13 protein-coding genes are annotated in these 18,595 nt (G+C 43.3%); 12 read left to right on the plus strand and 1 reads right to left on the minus strand.

Annotation, left to right across the window (positions count from 1 at the left end; translation table 11 throughout):
* Nucleotides 1-3,955, minus strand: a 3,955-nt coding sequence (locus D1164_RS21615) for a choice-of-anchor L domain-containing protein (RefSeq protein ID WP_147372265.1), incomplete at its 3' end; no start/stop codon positions are given.
* Between the two features lie 583 nt (nucleotides 3,956-4,538).
* Here D1164_RS21615 and D1164_RS21620 point away from each other — a divergent pair.
* The 12 genes from D1164_RS21620 (at nucleotide 4,539) to porD (ending at nucleotide 18,584) form a co-directional block, all read left to right on the plus strand.
* Nucleotides 4,539-5,999 carry an alpha-L-fucosidase gene (locus tag D1164_RS21620; protein WP_119351997.1) on the plus strand — a complete coding sequence of 487 codons (1,461 nt, stop codon included), beginning with the start codon at nucleotides 4,539-4,541 and terminating at the stop codon, nucleotides 5,997-5,999.
* A gap of 30 nt (nucleotides 6,000-6,029) precedes the next feature.
* The gene (locus D1164_RS21625) at nucleotides 6,030-7,397 is read left to right on the plus strand and encodes an alpha-L-fucosidase (RefSeq protein ID WP_119351998.1); all 1,368 of its coding nucleotides are present in this window, start codon (nucleotides 6,030-6,032) and stop codon (nucleotides 7,395-7,397) included.
* A gap of 10 nt (nucleotides 7,398-7,407) precedes the next feature.
* Complete coding sequence (locus D1164_RS21630; RefSeq protein ID WP_119351999.1) at nucleotides 7,408-8,454, plus strand: zinc-dependent alcohol dehydrogenase; 1,047 nt, start codon at nucleotides 7,408-7,410, stop codon at nucleotides 8,452-8,454.
* Nucleotides 8,455-8,533: 79 nt separating this feature from the next.
* On the plus strand, nucleotides 8,534-9,895 hold the full coding sequence (locus D1164_RS21635) for an Nramp family divalent metal transporter (RefSeq protein ID WP_119352000.1): 1,362 nt from the start codon (nucleotides 8,534-8,536) through the stop codon (nucleotides 9,893-9,895).
* Nucleotides 9,896-10,019: 124 nt separating this feature from the next.
* The gene (locus D1164_RS21640; RefSeq protein ID WP_119352001.1) at nucleotides 10,020-11,267 is read left to right on the plus strand and encodes a tagaturonate epimerase family protein; all 1,248 of its coding nucleotides are present in this window, start codon (nucleotides 10,020-10,022) and stop codon (nucleotides 11,265-11,267) included.
* 8 nt (nucleotides 11,268-11,275) lie between these two features.
* Nucleotides 11,276-12,682 carry a glucuronate isomerase gene (gene uxaC / locus D1164_RS21645; RefSeq protein WP_241558311.1) on the plus strand — a complete coding sequence of 469 codons (1,407 nt, stop codon included), beginning with the start codon at nucleotides 11,276-11,278 and terminating at the stop codon, nucleotides 12,680-12,682.
* A 175-nt stretch (nucleotides 12,683-12,857) separates the two neighbouring features.
* Complete coding sequence (locus D1164_RS21650; protein ID WP_119352003.1) at nucleotides 12,858-13,892, plus strand: sugar kinase; 1,035 nt, start codon at nucleotides 12,858-12,860, stop codon at nucleotides 13,890-13,892.
* Between the two features lie 36 nt (nucleotides 13,893-13,928).
* Nucleotides 13,929-14,597, plus strand: coding sequence for a bifunctional 4-hydroxy-2-oxoglutarate aldolase/2-dehydro-3-deoxy-phosphogluconate aldolase (locus D1164_RS21655; RefSeq protein WP_119352004.1), 669 nt, complete (start codon nucleotides 13,929-13,931; stop codon nucleotides 14,595-14,597).
* 16 nt (nucleotides 14,598-14,613) lie between these two features.
* Nucleotides 14,614-15,597: a TRAP transporter substrate-binding protein gene (locus D1164_RS21660; protein ID WP_119352005.1), complete on the plus strand. Its 984-nt coding sequence runs from the start codon at nucleotides 14,614-14,616 to the stop codon at nucleotides 15,595-15,597.
* Between the two features lie 11 nt (nucleotides 15,598-15,608).
* The gene (locus D1164_RS21665) at nucleotides 15,609-16,088 is read left to right on the plus strand and encodes a TRAP transporter small permease (protein ID WP_206611091.1); all 480 of its coding nucleotides are present in this window, start codon (nucleotides 15,609-15,611) and stop codon (nucleotides 16,086-16,088) included.
* 5 nt (nucleotides 16,089-16,093) lie between these two features.
* Nucleotides 16,094-17,557, plus strand: a complete 1,464-nt coding sequence (locus D1164_RS21670) for a TRAP transporter large permease (protein WP_119352006.1) — start codon at nucleotides 16,094-16,096, stop codon at nucleotides 17,555-17,557.
* Between the two features lie 121 nt (nucleotides 17,558-17,678).
* Complete coding sequence (porD, locus tag D1164_RS21675) at nucleotides 17,679-18,584, plus strand: type IX secretion system protein PorD (protein ID WP_119352007.1); 906 nt, start codon at nucleotides 17,679-17,681, stop codon at nucleotides 18,582-18,584.
* Nucleotides 18,585-18,595: the final 11 nt, after the last annotated feature.

Here is an 18,595-nt window from a genome sequence, read left to right on the forward strand (position 1 = left end):
TAGCGGTAGCTGATGTCTGTCCGTCGCTCCAGAGGTAGGAGTATCCACCCCATCCTCCGGTTGGAGTAACAGTGGCTTCACCGTCTGTTCCGCCTACGCAGGTCACCACGTTGTCAAGACTGGTTTCGCAAGAGAGTTCTGTTTCGGGACCTGTAACAGTAATATTTCCAGTTATTGGATCACAATCTCCACTTTCGCTGACACTCCAGGTATAAGTCCCTGCTGGAATGTTGGTAAAAATTCCGGTCTGGTTTTCGTAAGAATCTAATGTGTAGGTTAGAGGCCCTATTCCTCCAACAGCAGTGATTTCAACTGTTGCTGTTTCTCCATAGCAGACAATTCCATCAGTAACATTGGCTTCTGCCGATTCAAGAGAGCAACAAACTTCAACTTCGATAGTGGTTTGTGCTGTATTCGTGCAGCCGATTCCCCTATCGGTATATGTATAAGAAATACTATACGATCCAGCCCCTGTTGCAGCCGGGTCAAATAACCCGGTTTCGGAAACCCCTGTTCCTGAGAATGTACCACCTTCCGGATTCCCGGTTAATTGGTATGCCTCGCCGGTAGTACAAAATGGTCCTGCCGGAGTAATTGATACGGTAGGCAGGGCATTGATAACGATAATTATTTCAGATGAGTCTTTACACTCATTCTCGTCAGTATAAACATATTTTATAGTATTGTTGCCAATACTTGCTGTTCCGGGTGTAAATAATCCGGAAGCATCAACTCCGGGACCAGAATAAACTCCACCTGAAGGACTTCCGTCCAGTGATACCGGTTCGGCATCTTCACAGAATGGTCCCACATCAGAAAGAGTGACTGTTGGGCCGGGAATGGCACTTATGGTTGCATTCAGCGGATCCAGTATTTGGCAATCCCCAACTAATGAAACATCTTTCACCATAATTGAATAGCTTCCGGCAGCCAATCCATCAATGGTAGTTGATGTATTTCCTGCTCCAAACGGAGTCCAGGAGCCACTATTCAATGAAAATTCTAATTCGGGTGCTGGAGAGGAAGTCTCTACAGCGATTGTTATATAACCATTGTCATCTCCACAAGTTGCATCAGCAAAATCTGTAATGGAAGCTTCAAGGCCTTCAATCGTTACATTAAACTGACAAATTGCACTAGCTGGCGTTCCACTTGAAGGAGTGTATACAGCAGTATAAGTAATTAAAGAATCATTTACAACCGGGAAAAATCCGGGAACCGGCCCACTAACAACGAAGTCAATTCCGCCGGTACAGCCGTCATCGAAAATAACACCATCAAAGGATATATTGTCGAGGCTGTTGGCATTTGATCCGGTATCTCCGGAATTCTGATGTACAACAAATTTAAGTCTGTAAATACCACTTTCGTTGTTGTTGGTTGTAAACGTATAAGTTGTTTGAGCAGCTGTTACAAAATGTGAACCTGCCATCGGCAAATCATTTCCATCGACATCAACCAAATAGAGTTGAATATCGTAATCGCCATCTGTATAGATAATATCAATAGAAGCGGGAATGTTTGCTTCAATATAAACATAAGGTGTAATAAGGGTAGGATGTATACTATCTTTATTACTATTGAATAGTTTCATAAACCCACCGGAGCCACCCGCTCTGGTTACATAGTTAAAGTCCCAGCAGTCTTTGCCTAACAGATTTTCGTTTAGTTCGAATTGCATATTGAAGTTGCTGTTACTTCCCGATCCCAAACAATTTAAATTGAAATCCGGGATAGACCAGTTTATGATTTTTCCGAGTTTTCCATCATAAATCATGTCAGCACATTCAATAATGTCGGTCGGACAGTTAGTGACAGCAATTGGATCGCTGCTAACTGATACATCCACCGAAGCACTGCTAAAGCAAGTTCCATCGCTGGCGGTAACGGTATATAGCCCATCGTAAACACTTGTTGCACCCAAAATGGTCGGGTTTTGTTCGGTTGATGTAAATCCATTGGGACCTGTCCAACTCCAGCTAATTGCTTCTCCTCCGGTTTCATAAAGATGAAGGTTTCCTCCTTCACAAACTGGCGAGTTGCTTTCTGCAACAACATTAAGTTCCGTAGGTTCTGTTACATCAAGGGTTCCGCTTTCTGGACCGCAACCAAAGGTATCCGTTACACTCCATGAGTAGTTCCCTGCAATAATATTCGTAAATTCTCCTGTGTTGTTGCTTATGCCATTGAATGTATAAGTGAATGGTTCAACTCCTCCGGAAGCATTAATGAATACTTTTGCAGTGCCTCCGAAACAGTCAATCTCTTCAGTTATTAAAGCTGATGCGGAAATTGGTGTGGCAGCGTTAATTGTTAAAGGTTCTGTTACATCATTGTCGCAATTTAATCCGTCTGCTTCCCTTACATAAACTGTGTAGTTATCAGCCGCCAGGTTGGCAAAAATATTGGAACTTTGGAAGTTAGTCCCATCAATGCTGTAAAGAAAGTTTCCTGTTCCGCCGCTTGCTGATATTTCGATTGAACCACTATTGGGATCGTCACATCGAACATTTGCGATGCCCACATCATCAATTGATATCGGATCGTGGATCGTCATCGTAACTGATTCATATTCTGTCGTGGCATCGCAGGGACAACTGATTGCTATTTTTACGGTGAATGTTTCAAGGTTGTCTGATGTTCCGTCATTAACCGCTTTATAAGGAATAATTACGGAATCTTGTCCTGCTGGTATTGTAACTGAATTGGGGAATGGATTTCCGCCAGGAAGGGTAACAATGTCATTTCCATTGGAGAATGATCCTTCAAGTATGAGCGGAAAGGTTATGTCTGCACTGTTGTCGCTATCTTTTCTTTTTACAACCAATGCATTTTCGCAATTGACGTTATCAGATTCAAAAATGTTTAAGTTATTCACCATTCCACCGCCGATATTATATATACCAGCGCGATCTGAATTAAAACTTCTGGCTTCCAAAAATACTCCGGCATCCCATTTTTGGTCACTGACGTCGGCAATTGCCAGTTTTATATGATAGGTTTCACAAGCCTGTACCTCATAAGTTGCTGTGAGGACAACCGTCATTCCATCAAATTGAGTGGTTGGTGAGTTCTCTGCTGAGGTGTAGCTTTTACCGCTTCCATTATCAATGTAATATGCATCGTTTTGAGCACTACAAGGATAAGGCCCCCTTTCGTTGTAAGAGTAATAAGAGGCATCAGTTGAAGTAAACGGGCCGTGTATATTATTAATGGTAACGGCAGTGCCATTGGAAAGCTTTGCCAGGTTTACCGAGCCGGATATGCCGGGACCGCTCAAAAAGAAACCAAAAGCATCATTGTATTGAGAGCATGCCCACTCGCGGTATTCTTCTGATGCAAAAACATACCGAAATTCCATCGTATTTCCTGCCGGAACAAAATCAAATTCCAAAATCGCAGCATCATACGAAGTGTGACCTGCAAGATCTTCAAGATCTTTGTCGCGGGCACTTTCAACCATTTCGTCTGTTTTACTCGCAAGGTTGTTGGGGCCTTCTGCAGAGCTTATTTTTCCTGTTGAAAGAAGAAGTCCTTCTTCAAGGGGAAAATCAGAATTGCCTTTATGAAAATAACCTAACTGCCTGTTACCTGCTGTTGATGACCAGTAGTGATCTGACCAATTCCAGGTGGTGTAGCTTTTCGTGTAATATCCAAATTTTACGTTGCTGGCTTTTAAACAGCCAGAAACCAGGATGTTCTCTACGAGTTGTTGAGGAGAGTAGGTATTGTATTCAGCATTTTCTGCTACCTGTATAGACCCCGAAGGGACTTCTGCCGACTTGAGCATGGGCGTTGCCTGATAGTCTTCCTTTTGTTCTTCAGGAATACGGACAAAGTCCGAATCATAAGGCTGTGCAAATGCTTGAGTAGCCCATAACAGCATAAGCAAAACACCGAACAATCTTCCTGTCGGTGAAAATTTTAATCGCTTGGAAAGTAAAGATTTTTTCATATCCTTTTGTCTTTAATTGTTAACATCCTCCATTTAGTCATTACATATTCAAAGCACAGTGAACCCGATTTATTCAAATCAGTTACACGTAATAATAATTAACCTGGATTGATGAAATTTTGGGAAGGATATTGAAAATAAAAACCCCATATTTTTTTATCTTCCCAAATGTTCCAAAAACCCTTTTTTTTGCGTCATCCAATTTATGACGAAAATTTTTAAAAAACAACTTTTTTTTATGTGATGTTGCGTCCATACAACTTCATTTTTATTTCTTGTTTCCGTACTTTTCGGATTCTATTATATATTGCAATGAATGTGCCTGTTTGTGTAAGTTGTTCTTATTTAGTGTTTTATGAGTGTGTCATTTTTGGTTCTTTGTCTCGATATGGGACATGGTATCTCGTAACGATAAAGTGAAAATTTATTGTTTTTTCGATATTGTAAAATATATATTTTACATAAGTTTATAATGTGTGGTTTTGATAAATTGAAATCGAATTTTTTGAAATAATTACCCGGTATTGTATTATTCTGTGTATTTTGGTTCCGAATTTATCATTGTGCCAGTCAATTCTGAATTATGAAACTATTATTCTTTTTTTTCGGTGTCATTTTATTCTGTTCCTGTACTTCTCCCGAGCCTCCCGAACCGGTTCTTCCCGTGCCTTCTGAGCGTCAACTGGCCTGGCATGAATTGGAATTTTATGCCTTTGTTCATTTTAACATGAATACGTTTACGAATAAAGAATGGGGATTTGGGGATGAAAGTCCGGAGTCGTTCAATCCGACTGCACTGGATTGCCGCCAGTGGGCGAGAGTTTGCAGTGAGGCCGGAATGAAAGGAATTATCCTGACTGCCAAACATCATGATGGTTTTTGTCTGTGGCCTTCGGAATATACCGAACATTCAGTAAAGAATTCGCCCTGGAAAAATGGGGAGGGCGATGTGGTTCGGGAATTGGCTGATGCCTGTAGGGAGTATGGGTTAAAGTTTGGTGTTTACCTTTCTCCCTGGGACCGAAATCATCCTGATTATGGTAAACCGGAATATCTGACCTATTACCGTAACCAGTTACGTGAGTTACTGACAAACTATGGCGAAGTGTTTGAAATGTGGTTCGACGGAGCCAATGGAGGAACAGGCTGGTACGGTGGGGCAAACGAAGAACGGCGCATTGACCAGAAGTCTTATTATGACTGGGAAAATACCTGGAGAATAGTTCGGGAACTTCAACCCGGTGCCTGTATTTTCAGCGATGCCGGTCCCGATATTCGCTGGGTTGGCAACGAGCAAGGTTGGGCGGGGGAAACCAATTGGTCATTGCTTTACCGCGATGATTTTACCCCGGGGCTGGTTTCCGATCGAACATTTTTGCAGCAGGGACAGGAAACCGGGACCCATTGGGTGCCTGCCGAGGTGGATGTATCCATCCGTCCGGGGTGGTATTACCATCCTTCTGAGGACAATAAGGTAAAGTCGTTAGAGCAATTATTGGATATTTACTATAATTCTGTGGGGCGCAATGCTTCTTTACTCCTGAATTTTCCGGTTGATACCAGAGGGCTTATTCATGAAAATGATGTGGAGCAAGTGCTCAAACTCGCCGGAGCATTAAAAGCCGATTTTGCCGTGGACCTGGCCAGGGAAAACCGGGTAACAGCTACCAATATCAGAGGAAATTCAAGGAAATACAGGGCTGGAAATATAAATGATGGTAACCCGGATACTTATTGGGCTACCGATGATAATATTTTAGAAGCATCACTGGAAATTCATTTGGGAACCCCTGCCGAAATAAACCGGGTTTTAATACAGGAAGACATTCGACTGGGGCAACGGGTTAAAAAGTTTAAGCTTGAGGCACTGGTTGAAAATGAGTGGCAACTGGTAGCGAGTGAAACGACGATTGGAAGAAAACGGATTTTGCGTTTTCCCAATATTACCACTTCAAAACTCCGACTGACAATTGAGGATGCAAAAGCCTCTCCGGTTATTACAAATCTCGAGGTTTACAATGCTCCCAACGTTTTGGTTGAATAAGCGACGATGTTGAATTAAAATTATATTACAATGAAACGATTACTAATTGCATTACTGTTGACTGCATTTGTTGGTCAAACCGCCTTCTCCCAGAAGAAAATATGGGATGAAACCGAAGCAGAAAAAACCGAACGCCTTGCCTGGTGGACTGATGCCCGTTTTGGCATGTTTATTCACTGGGGATTGTATGCACAGGCCGCCCGACATGAGTGGGTGAAAAAGCGGGAACGCATTTCCGATGAAGCGTATCAAAAGTATTTTGAGATTTTTAATCCTGACCTTTTTGACCCTTCAGAATGGGCCAAAAAAGCAAAGGCTGCCGGAATGAAGTATGCCGTTATTACCAGTAAGCATCACGAAGGCTTTTGTATGTTTGAATCGGATTATACTGATTACGATGTGATGAATACCCCTTACGGGCAGGATATAATTAAAAAATGGGTGGATGCGTTTCGGGCCGAAGGACTTGGTATCGGATTTTATTATTCGCTTATTGACTGGCACCATCCGGAGTACACCATTGACAGGGTGCATCCGCAGAGCGCCAACACCCAGGAAGAGTATGATGAACTGAATAAAGATCGCGATATGGCCGTTTACCGCGAATACCTTAAAAACCAGGTACGGGAAATTCTTACCCAATATGGAAAGATTGACATTTTATGGCTCGACTTTTCGTTTCCCGGCGAATTTGGCAAAGGTTACGAAGATTGGGGCTCGGTGGAACTGATAAAAATGGTGCGGGAACTTCAGCCCGGAATTATTATAAATGACCGTGCCGATCTGAAAGATTATTGGGGAGGCTGGGATTTTACCACACCGGAACAGTTTAAAGTGGAAAAATGGCCTGAGGTTGACGGAAAGAAAATTCCATGGGAAACTTGTCAGACTTTCTCTGGTTCCTGGGGATATTACCGCGATGAACATACCTGGAAAGATAAAAAGCAGCTGCTGGTGTTACTTATCGAATCGGTAAGCAAAGGGGGTAATTTATTGTTGAATGTAGGTCCTACTGCCAGAGGAACTTTTGATTACCGGGCAGATAAAGCTTTAAATGAAATGGGCGAGTGGATGAAATACAATAGTCCATCGATTTACGGATGTACACAGGCACCTGCTGACTTTGAAGCACCGGACAATACGCTCCTTACATACAATCCTGAAACCAACCGGTTATATATTCACTTGCTCGACTACCCGTTGCAAAATTTCCTGTTGCGTGGTTACAAAGACAAAATTAAATATGCCCAGTTTTTGCACGATGCCTCTGAGCTTAATATTTCTGAGCCACGCGGGCACTGGATTAAACAGGAAACCGGTGAGAATGATATAAACCTTTTATTGCCGGTTAATAAGCCAAACGTGGAAATTCCGGTTATAGAAGTATTTTTGAAGTAAGTATTTTTATATGAAAGCAGCCGTACTTGAAGCGTACAATCATTTTATTTGGAAAGATGTTCCCACCCCGGAAGTGAAGGAAGGAGAAGTGCTGGTACGAATACAGTTTGCCAGTATTTGTGGAACTGATATGCATATTTTTCCGGGAGATTTTCATCCACGAACACCTGTGCCGTTCATCCCCGGGCATGAAATGGGAGGGATAGTTGCGGAAGTAGGGGAAGGTGTTTCCGGTTTCGAACCCGGCGATAAAGTGGCTGTTGATCCTATCATCTGGTGTGGTGAATGTCCGGCCTGCCAACGGAAACACTATCCGGCCTGTCCCCGTTTGAAACTGCTGGGCGTGGATTTGGATGGCGGCTTTGCCGAATACATTTCCGTACCACCGCACATGTTGTTTAAAACGGCTCCTCATTTGCCCGACGAGCATGTGGCACTGGTGGAAATTTATGGAATCGGTTTTCATGCCAATAACCGCGCCGGAACGAAAGAAGGCGATACGCTGGCCATTTGGGGGGCCGGAAGGGTGGGGCAGGTGATTTTACAGGCTGCCCGCACCAAAACCAAAGGAAAGATTTTTTTGGTTGATCCGGCAGAAAACAGGTTGCAGATAGCCGTTAATCATTATGAAAATGTGATTCCTGTCAATCCAAAAAAAGAAAACCCGGTGGACGCCATCAGGCGGCATACCGAAGGGAATGGGGTGGATATTGCCTTTGAGGCCGTGGGCCATGCCGAAGAGATAGCAGGTGTTTTCAATCCTGTACGCTGTTGTGTCCAAAGTTTGCGGGGAGGCGGAAGAGTATGTGTGCTTGGGTTGGGGGACGACCCCGCACCGGTTGTTTTTAAAGAATTAATCTGGAAGGAAGGACATATTATTACGTCCCGGGTAAGCGACGGAGAATTTACCGAAGTAATCGGGCATTTGAATGCCGGAAACCTGAAACCGGATGCACTGATTTCAAAAGTGATGCCCGGTTCGGAAATACAAAAGGCATTTGAACTGGTGCAGCATGAAAAAGAGAAGTACCTGAAGGTGTTGCTGGATTTTAGGTGAAAAGAAAAATTCAGGACATCTTTCCGGAAAAGCAACTAAAGCCAGCTAAGATTGCTCCAGCCGGCATTAAAACTAAATAATGATAACAAAGTCAGATCCCTATATTCGTTCTGCTGAAGGAGTGAAGCCTGCTCCGGCTACTTTTTTTGGGAAGCTGAAATATCTTGGCCCCGGATTTATTTTGTCCGCATCGGTTGTGGGATCGGGTGAACTCATTTCCACCACCACCCTTGGGGCCAAGGCAGGTTTTACTACCTTGTGGGTTATTCTTGTCAGTTGCGCAGTAAAAGTGGCGATTCAGCTTGAATTTGGAAAACAGGCTATTCGTACCGGCGAAACAGTATTTACCTCACTCAACCGTATCGGGGGTCCCAGGTTTGGCCGCAAACGGATCAACTGGAGCTTATGGACATGGTTTTTTCTCTGGCTTTTTAAGCCTTTGCAATTGGGGGGTATTATCGGCGGTGTTGCCATCACATTGAATATGGCTTTCCCTTCCATTAGTATTAATATATTTGCCATAATCGTGGGAATTATTGTGGCCGCCCTGGTTTTTAAAGGCTACTATTCTTTTATTGAAAAGATGTCGGTGGTATTGATGCTGGTGTTTACACTGTTTACAATTGTTGCGGTATTTATGATTCAGTATACTCCTTCGGCCTTTTCATTTGCTGATGTGCTCGAAGGGCTCCGTTTTAAGCTTCCTGCTGCCAGCGTGGGGTTTGCTATTGCCGCATTTGGACTCACCGGGGTGGGAGGCGATGAAATTGTAGCTTACAACTATTGGTGCCTCGAAAAAGGATATGCCCGGTTTACCGGTCCGCATGAAAATACCGATGAATGGAGGGAAAGGGCCAAAGGCTGGATTAAAGTAATGAACCTTGATGCTATTTTTTCCATGGTAGTTTATACGCTGGTGACTGCTGCGTTTTATCTGCTGGGGGCTGCGGTTTTGTACAAGAGCGGAGATATTCCCCGCGGATTTGCCATGATTGAGACTCTTTCAAAGATGTACACCGGGGCCTATGGAGAGTGGGCAAAGAGTTTCTTTCTGTTCGGGTCGTTTATTGTGTTGTTTTCTACCTTGTTTTCGGCGTTGGCAGCCCGTACCCGTATTTTTTCTGATTTGTTCGGGCAACTGGGCTGGATTGATTTTTTTAACCGGGAGCAAAGGCGGAAAACAATTGCCATTCTTGCATGGGTCTTCCCCGTTTTGTGGATCATTGCACTGGCGTGGATAAAACTTCCTGTGTTGATGGTTACCATTGGTGGCATTGTTACTTTTTTTATGCTGCTTATTATTGTTTATGCCGGTCTGCATTTCAGGTACCGGCAACAACAGTTTGGCCTCGAATCTTCCCGGTTTTATGATATCGCGTTGTGGGTCAGTTGTGTATCTGTTTTTGTTGTAGGTTTTTATGGTGTAGTCTCACTCCTTTAGTATCGTTAATTATTCCTGAATAACATTCAAATATTTTTTGGTAGTCCAAAATATATCTCTATTTTCGTGTTCGTACACGGAAATACTTTTTCAATACAAATAAATCATCTAATAATACGTAAAAATGAAATTGGGAAAATACAGTTTTGGGGTAGGAGATCGCTTTAACCATGAAGGAGAAGCACAACTCCGGGCTATTTTAAATGCCAACAAAAAGGGAGTGGAAGTTTCACCTGTCTGGAACAAGTCGAACCGGGAGCACAACACCATTCATTCCGAGCCCCTGGGTACCCGCGAAGAAGCTGATGCAGCGGTAAAAAATCTGGGTTGGGACAAGCCTTACTTCGTAGATGCCGATCATATTAACCTTACGAATGTGGATCGTTTTATCGATCATGCCGATTTTTTTACACTCGATGTGGCTATGTATATTGGTAATGCTTCTTCACCGGAAGATGTTGCTGCATTTAAAAAGTCCTGTGCATCGTTAGGTACAAATGTAACGATTCCCGGAATTTCGGAACCAGTTCAGATTTCGGATGAACTTTTGGAAGAAGAAGCGGGGAAATACCTTGCAGCTGTGAAAGAGGCGGGAAAAATTTACCGGCATATTGAAGCGAAAAAAGGGGCAGGCAATTTTGTAACAGAGGTTTCAATGGACGAGGTGGAAGCGCCGCAAACGCCTGTTGATATGTTTTTTATTCTGAAAATGATTGCCGATGAAAAAATTCCGGCACAAACCATTGCCCCTAAATTTACCGGAAGGTTTAATAAAGGAGTGGATTATGTGGGTGATGTGGAACAGTTTACCAAAGAGTTTGAGCAGGATGTGCTGGTTATTGATTATGCTGTAAAAAACTTCGGTCTTCCCGAAAATTTAAAACTCAGTGTGCATTCCGGGTCCGACAAGTTTACGATTTACCCCGTAATGGCTGAGATTATAAAAAAATACGATAAAGGTTTGCACGTTAAAACCGCTGGTACCACCTGGCTGGAAGAGGTAATTGGATTGGCCGTTTCCGGAGATGAAGGGTTGGCAGTGGCCAACGAAATTTATAAAAGTGCACTGGCCCGCAAAGAAGAACTGTGCGGTCCGTATGCCGATGTTATTGATATTGATGATTCCAGGCTTCCTTCTCCGGAAGAAGTTGCAGGTTGGACCGGTGAAAAATTTGGTAATACATTGCGCCATATACCCGGACATTCTGATTATAATCCCAATTTCAGGCAACTGGTTCATGTAGGATATAAAGTGGCTGCCGAGATGGGTGAAAAATATACCAACTTGCTAAAAAAGTATAGCAATATAGTGGGAGGTTGTGTAGAAGAAAATATTTATGACCGTCACCTGAAAAGGTTATTCGATCTTTAAAAACGAAAATGATGAAGAAATTTTTGGATGACAATTTTCTGCTGCAAACCGAAACGGCACAGAAATTATATCACGGGCATGCGGCAAAAATGCCCATTTTCGATTACCATTGCCACATTCCGCCCATTGATATTGCAAAAGACACACAATTTGAAAATATAACTCAAATATGGCTTTACGGCGATCATTATAAATGGAGGGCCATGCGCTCCAATGGAGTGGATGAACGGTTTTGTACCGGCGACGCTTCCGATTGGGAAAAATTTGAGAAGTGGGCAGAAACAGTCCCCAATACAATCCGGAACCCGCTTTACCATTGGACACATCTGGAGTTAAAACGTTTTTTCGGAATAGATAAATTATTGAATGCTGACACGGCCAAAGAAATATGGGATACGTGCAATGCTAAGTTGCAAACCCCTGAATATTCGGTTCGAAATATTATTCGGATGGCCAATGTCCATACCATATGTACTACCGACGATCCGGTAGATTCGCTGGAATATCATCGCCAGATAAAAGAGAGTGGTTTTGAAGTGGCTGTTTTGCCGGCCTGGAGACCAGACAAAGCCATGGCGGTGGAGAATGTAACAACGTTCAATGAATATGTGGATAAGTTGGCTGAAGTTGCCGGAACAACCATCGATTCATTTTCTGATTTTATGGATTCGCTTGAAATTCGCCACCGTTTTTTCCATGAAAATGGGTGCCGTCTTTCCGATCATGGACTGGAAACTGCCATTGCCGAGGATTACACAGAAAAGGATATCCGGGATATTTTCGAAAAAATACGCGGCGGAAATGATTTGAAGGAGATAGAAATTTTGAAGTTCAAGTCGTGCATGTTATATGAGTTTGGCATTATGGATCATGCGCGTGGCTGGACACAGCAGTTTCATCTGGGGGCATTGCGCAACAACAGTACCCGCCTGCTGAATAAATTGGGGCCTGATACCGGATTGGATTCCATCGGTGATTTTGAGATCGCCCGCCCGCTTTCGAAATTTCTGGACAGGCTGGATTTGGAAAATAAATTGACCAAAACCATTCTTTACAACCTGAACCCGCGCGATAATGAGTTGATTGCCACTATGTGCGGAAACTTTCAGGATGGATCGGTTCCGGGAAAAATGCAGTTTGGGTCCGGCTGGTGGTTCCTGGATCAAAAAGATGGGATGGAGAAACAGATGAATGCGTTGTCAAATCTTGGTTTACTGAGCCGCTTTGTCGGAATGTTGACCGATTCACGTAGTTTTCTTTCTTATCCGCGGCATGAATATTTCCGCCGGACGCTTTGTAACCTTTTGGGGAATGATGTGGAAAACGGCGAAATACCTGACGATATGGAATTGCTGGGGACTATGGTTGAAAACATATGTTTTAACAATGCTAAGAGTTATTTTAATTTCGGATAATTCATGGCCAATCTTTTTTTGTTTTATGAGAGAATGTTAATTTTGCAATCGATTGCAGAATCGTTAGAATAGAATTATGATGAAGCAAGCCGCGTCAGATATTTTGACTTACGATGAGAATCATTGTAATGGCGGGGTTACATCAAATACCTTAAAAAATTAACAATTTAAAGAGATGAAAAAAGTCGTTACGTTTGGAGAGATTATGTTGCGTCTGGCAACACCCGGTTATCTTCGTTTTTCACAGTCAAATGAGCTAACAGCCACTTTTGGAGGTGGCGAGGCCAATGTTGCCGTTTCGCTTTCTAACTACGGTATTCCGGTTGATTTTGTAACCCGTCTCCCAAATAACGATATTGGTCGTGCCTGTATGATGGATTTGCGTAAGCACGGAGTAGGAACCGATCAAATCGTATGGGGTGGCGAACGTCTGGGGATTTATTTTCTTGAAACCGGGGCAGTAAGCCGTGGCAGTAAAGTGGTTTACGACCGCGCCCATTCTGCGGTGTCGGAGATTGAGCCCGGAACAATAGATTGGGAGAAGGTTTTTGAAGGGGCAAACTGGTTTCACTGGACGGGCATTACACCGGCCATTTCGCAAAATGCAGCGGATGTGTGCCTGGAAGCTATCAAAAAAGCAAATGAATTGGGAGTAACGGTTTCATGTGATCTGAACTACCGTAAAAATCTCTGGAAATATGGTAAAACAGCCGGAGAAGTGATGCCGGAACTGGTGGCCGGGACCGATGTGGTTTTGGGTAATGAAGAAGATGCTGAAAAAGTGCTTGGCATCAAACCTGAAGGGGTAGATGTGACCGGAGGACATGTGGAAGGCGCTGCTTATGAGTCGGTTTCAAGGCAGATTATGGAAAGGTTTCCCCGTTGCAAGAAGGTAATCACAACCTTACGGGGATCTGTAAACGCCAACCATAATACCTGGTCAGGTGTGCTTTGGGATGGTACAAGACTATACGAAGCGCCCACCTATCAGATTACCCACATTGTTGACCGCGTAGGTGGTGGCGATTCGTTTATGGGAGGCCTTATTTACGGATTACTTACCTATGAAGGCGACGACCAAAAAGCGCTGAACTTTGCGGTGGCGGCTTCTTGTTTGAAACATACCATTTACGGTGACTTTAACCAGGTAACTGTGGATGAAGTGGAAAAACTGATGGGAGGCGATGCTTCCGGCAGGGTAGCACGATAATTCAACCGGAATTTAAACTCGAAATTTTAAACTACGATGGCAAGATTTACAAGAATAGAAGTGGCATTAAAAATGAAAGAAACAGGGATGATCCCTGTGTTTTACAATGCCGATGCAGAAGTGTGCAAAAAAGTGGTGAAAGCCTGCTACGAAGGAGGAGCGCGGGTATTTGAATTTACCAATCGCGGCGATTTTGCCACGCTCATTTTTGCCGAATTAAATAAATGGGCAATGCAGGAATGCCCCGACATGATAATGGGAGTGGGGTCGGTTGTTGACGAAGGAACGGCTGCTATGTACATTGCATTGGGGGCAAATTTTATTGTTTCGCCGCTTATTGATGAAGCAACCGCCAAAGTGTGTAACAAACGAAAAATTGCCTGGAGCCCGGGATGCGGTACGGTTACAGAGATTGGCCGGGCGCATGAACTGGGGGCCGAAGTGGTTAAAATTTTCCCTGGTTCGCAGGTTGGTGGCCCCGGTTTTGTGAAGGCAGTAAAGGGGCCCATGCCATGGACAAGCATCATGCCTACCGGCGGTGTTTCACCCACAGAAGAGAATCTGAAAGAGTGGTTTGAGGCCGGTGTGACCTGTGTGGGAATGGGATCAAAATTGTTCCCCAAGGAGGTTCTGGCCAACAAAAATTATGGCTACATTACGCAAAAATGTAAAGAAGCACTTGAAATTATAAGTAAGTACAAGTAATATCAACTACAAACGAATGAATTATAACAGATTAACCAAATTTTTGGTAAGCCTTCTTTTGCTCGCGACTTTCGCCTGTATGGGGCCTTCTGAAAAAAGGGAACTAAAACTGGCGCACGGACTTCCAACAGATCATCCGGTGCATAAGGCTATGGAATTTATGGCCGAAAGGTGCGGTGAATTGTCGGAAGGAAAGCTGACCATTGAAGTTTACCCGGCTGAGCAATTAGGATCGGAACAACAGTGTGTGGAACTGGTGCAAATTGGAAGTCTTGCCATTACCAAAGTTTCGGCTGCAGTGATGGAAAGTTTTGCCGAAGATTACAAAGTTTTCGGGTTGCCTTACATCTTTACATCAAAAGAGCATGCCTTCAAAATTATGGATGGCGAAATAGGCAGGGACTTGCTTCTCAGTACCGAAGACAAATGGATACGTGGCCTTTGTTATTACGATGCCGGCTCACGTAGTTTTTATACCAAATCGAAACCCATTACTCATCCGGATGATTTGTCCGGATTGAAAATCAGGGTAATGCGCAGTATTACGGCCGTAGAGATGATTCGGGCCCTTGGTGGTTCTGCAACCCCCATTTCCTGGGGCGAACTTTACACCGCCCTTCAAAGTGGCGTGGTAGATGGTGCGGAAAATAATCCGCCCAGCCTGTATACTTCGCGCCATTATGAGGTATGTAAATATTACTCTCTCGATGAGCATACCACAATCCCCGATGTACTGGTCGTCAGTAAAATTATCTGGGACAAACTTTCTGATCAGGAAAAGAAATGGCTTCAACAGGCTGCTGATGAGTCAGCTGTGCTCGAACGGAAGCTTTGGGCTGAATCGGAAATTAAATCGCTGGAAGAGGTACAGAAGGCCGGTGTAAAAATTAATTACCCCGACAAACAACCTTTTATCGACAAAGTGCAGCCTTTGCTTGAAAGTTACCGCGATAATGAGATTATCTATTCTTATATAAAACGAATTCAGGCTGTTGAATAAAATCAGAAACTATGACGATACGAAAAATCATTGACAAAATACTGGAGTGGGTACTTGTATTTCTTTTAAGTATACTGGTAATTGATGTGTTATGGCAGGTTACCAGTCGTTATGTGTTAAGTTCGCCCAGCAGTTTTACCGATGAACTTGCGGGATTTCTTTTGATTTGGGTGGGGCTTCTTGGTGCGGCCTACGTAGCAGGGAAACGTGAACACCTGGCCATCGATCTTCTTATCCAGAAGAGTTCTCCGGAGCGAAAATATAAACTGGAGTTGTTCATCAGTATTGTTGTAATTATCTTCTCCATGACAGTTTTGATTGCAGGGGGAAGCTGGTTGGTCTACACCCGCTTTTATCTTTCTGTAAAATCGGCAGCACTCGGTTTGCCTTTAGGGTTTGTATACCTGGTGTTACCTATCAGCGGATTACTGATTGCTTATTTTGATATCGACAATATGCGTAAAATGGTTAAAGAAAACCGGAAAAACTAATTGGTATGGAATTTTTAGAAGTATTTGTACTTGTTTTCAGTTTTATCATCTTACTGGTAATTGGGGTTCCCATTGCATTTAGTATTGGAATTTCCGGAATTTTAACCATGTTGGTTAGCATCGATGTTGTACCGGCGTTAACTACCTTCTCTCAGCGAATGGCTACCGGCCTCGACAGTTTTGCCTTACTTGCCATCCCGTTTTTTATATTAGCGGGAAATATAATGAACAGCGGGGGGATTGCCATCCGGCTTATCGACTTTGCCCGTGTTTTGGTAGGTGGTATTCCGGGAGGTGTGGCCATGGTAAATGTGCTGGCTAACATGTTGTTTGGTGCGATTTCCGGATCGGCTGCAGCTTCGGCTTCGGCTATTGGCAGCATCATGCAGCCTGAAATGAAAAAAGAGGGATACCCTGAAAATTTCAGTGCAGCGGTAAACATTACTTCTGCCACAACCGGGTTGTCTATCCCACCAAGTAATATTCTCATTGTTTATTCTTTGGCCAGTGGCGGGGTTTCTATTACTGCATTGTTCCTTGCAGGTTATTTGCCGGGAATTCTTACCGGTTTGGGAATTATTGTAACTGCCATTACTATGCTCATTTACAAGAGAAAAGGGATGAAGGCTGCATTGAAAGCTTTGGGTGTGGTTTCACTGGTTGTCGTTTCATTTTTGGTTTTTTATCAGGGAGTTTCATTTTCCCGTGCCAATCTTTCACCTCTTGTAAACCGGATATTCCTATATGTAATTCTGGCAGCAGTAGCAGTCTGGGGATATATAAAAACGAAAAACAATAAGCAAAAAGCGCTTCACGGAACGAAAAAGTTTCTGGATGCCATTCCCAGTCTGATGATGCTTGTTATCGTTATCGGGGGAATCGTGGCCGGATACTTTACTGCAACCGAAGCTTCTGCTATTGCCGTATTATATTCTTTGATACTGGCATTTATTTATCGTCAGATTTCGGTGAAAGATCTTCCGGATATCATTTTACGATCGGTAAAAACAACAGGTATTGTTATGCTGCTTGTAGCTACCTGTTTGGGGTTGTCGTGGATTATGGCTTATGAAAACATTCCGCAGAATGTGAGTTCGGGTTTGTTGGCGTTAACCAGCAATCCTTTTATGATTTTGCTGATTATAAATATGATTTTGCTTTTTGTCGGAGTATTTATGGATATGACTCCGGCAGTATTGATTTTTACACCTATTTTTCTCCCGATTGTTACATCAATGGGAGTAGATCCGACGCACTTCGGGATTATTATGGTGCTGAACCTGAGTGTAGGACTTTGTACTCCGCCGGTTGGATCGGTGCTGTTTATCGGATGTAGTGTGGCCGGACTAAGTATCGATAAAGTAATAAAACCGTTGCTGCCCATGTTTTTGGCGATGGTTATTGTTTTATTGTTGGTTACTTACATTCCTGAAATCAGTTTGTGGTTACCCGGTAAGTTCGGATTCTGATTTTGAAAAGGAACTTGCGGTACGATTTTAAAAAATAGAAAGTACCGCAAGTTCCTTTTGTATTAACACGCTATTTATTCCCGGTAATTTTTATAATTTTACCTCCCTGAAGGAGGTATATATGAAGAAAATTGTTGTACTACTGATAGCCTTATTTTCAGTAACCACCCTGTTTGCTCAGGAATTACGATGTAATGTTACCGTTTCGGCCCAACGAATACAAGGCGCCAACCGGCAGCTTTTCAGGACCATGCAGGCCGATATTTATGAGTTCATGAATAACCGGAAATGGACTGAGCATGTTTTTACATACGATGAAAAAATCAGGTGTAACATTCTTATTCGGCTCGACGATCAAATATCGACGGATGAATTCAGCGGTTCTATCCAGGTTCAGCTAATTCGGCCAGTGTTTAACTCCAGTTATGAAACCACCGTGCTGAATCTTAAAGATAATGATTTTCGGTGCCGCTACGTGGAGTTTCAACCGCTTGAGTTTAATGAAACCTCGAACCGGGATAATCTGACCAACATCCTTGCCTATTATGCCTACATTATTTTAGGGTTCGATTATGATACTTTTTCGCCGGAGGGCGGAACCCCTTATTTTGAAAAAGCGCAGGCGATTGCGAATAATTCGCAGAATGCCCGTGAAAAAGGCTGGAAGGCTTTTGAAAGTGAACGAAACCGTTACTGGCTTATCGAGAATATCCTGAATAAATCATATTCCGATTTTCGTAAATGTATGTATTTTTATCACCGTCAGGGCCTTGATTTAATGTCTGATAAGCCGGAAGAGGGGAGGGCCAATGTTGCCCAGTCGCTTCGGGATATTCAGACGGTTTTCCGTCGCAGGCCGTCGGTATATATTCTTCAGGTATTTTTCGATGCCAAAGCCGATGAGATTGTCAATGTTTTTTCCAAATCTTTTCCCGATGAGCGGAACCGGGTGATGACCATTTTAAATGAGGTGGACCCATCAAACGGCAGCAAGTATGAAAAGATTGCTGAAAGCGAAGGGTTTTAACTCGTTCAGTA

Source organism: Mariniphaga sediminis (assembly GCF_003573545.1).
GTDB classification, from domain to species: domain Bacteria; phylum Bacteroidota; class Bacteroidia; order Bacteroidales; family Prolixibacteraceae; genus Mariniphaga; species Mariniphaga sediminis.

Excerpts from the sequence above, each read along its gene's own strand:
- porD (WP_119352007.1), top strand. The coding sequence starts at position 17,679 with ATGAAGAAAATTGTTGTACTACTGATAGCCTTATTTTCAGTAACCACC.
- D1164_RS21630 (WP_119351999.1), top strand. The coding sequence starts at position 7,408 with ATGAAAGCAGCCGTACTTGAAGCGTACAATCATTTTATTTGGAAAGAT.
- D1164_RS21625 (WP_119351998.1), top strand. The coding sequence starts at position 6,030 with ATGAAACGATTACTAATTGCATTACTGTTGACTGCATTTGTTGGTCAA.
- D1164_RS21620 (WP_119351997.1), top strand. The coding sequence starts at position 4,539 with ATGAAACTATTATTCTTTTTTTTCGGTGTCATTTTATTCTGTTCCTGT.
- D1164_RS21650 (WP_119352003.1), top strand. The coding sequence starts at position 12,858 with ATGAAAAAAGTCGTTACGTTTGGAGAGATTATGTTGCGTCTGGCAACA.
- uxaC (WP_241558311.1), top strand. The coding sequence starts at position 11,276 with ATGATGAAGAAATTTTTGGATGACAATTTTCTGCTGCAAACCGAAACG.
- D1164_RS21660 (WP_119352005.1), top strand. The coding sequence starts at position 14,614 with ATGAATTATAACAGATTAACCAAATTTTTGGTAAGCCTTCTTTTGCTC.
- D1164_RS21665 (WP_206611091.1), top strand. The coding sequence starts at position 15,609 with ATGACGATACGAAAAATCATTGACAAAATACTGGAGTGGGTACTTGTA.
- D1164_RS21635 (WP_119352000.1), top strand. The coding sequence starts at position 8,534 with ATGATAACAAAGTCAGATCCCTATATTCGTTCTGCTGAAGGAGTGAAG.
- D1164_RS21655 (WP_119352004.1), top strand. The coding sequence starts at position 13,929 with ATGGCAAGATTTACAAGAATAGAAGTGGCATTAAAAATGAAAGAAACA.
- D1164_RS21670 (WP_119352006.1), top strand. The coding sequence starts at position 16,094 with ATGGAATTTTTAGAAGTATTTGTACTTGTTTTCAGTTTTATCATCTTA.
- D1164_RS21640 (WP_119352001.1), top strand. The coding sequence starts at position 10,020 with ATGAAATTGGGAAAATACAGTTTTGGGGTAGGAGATCGCTTTAACCAT.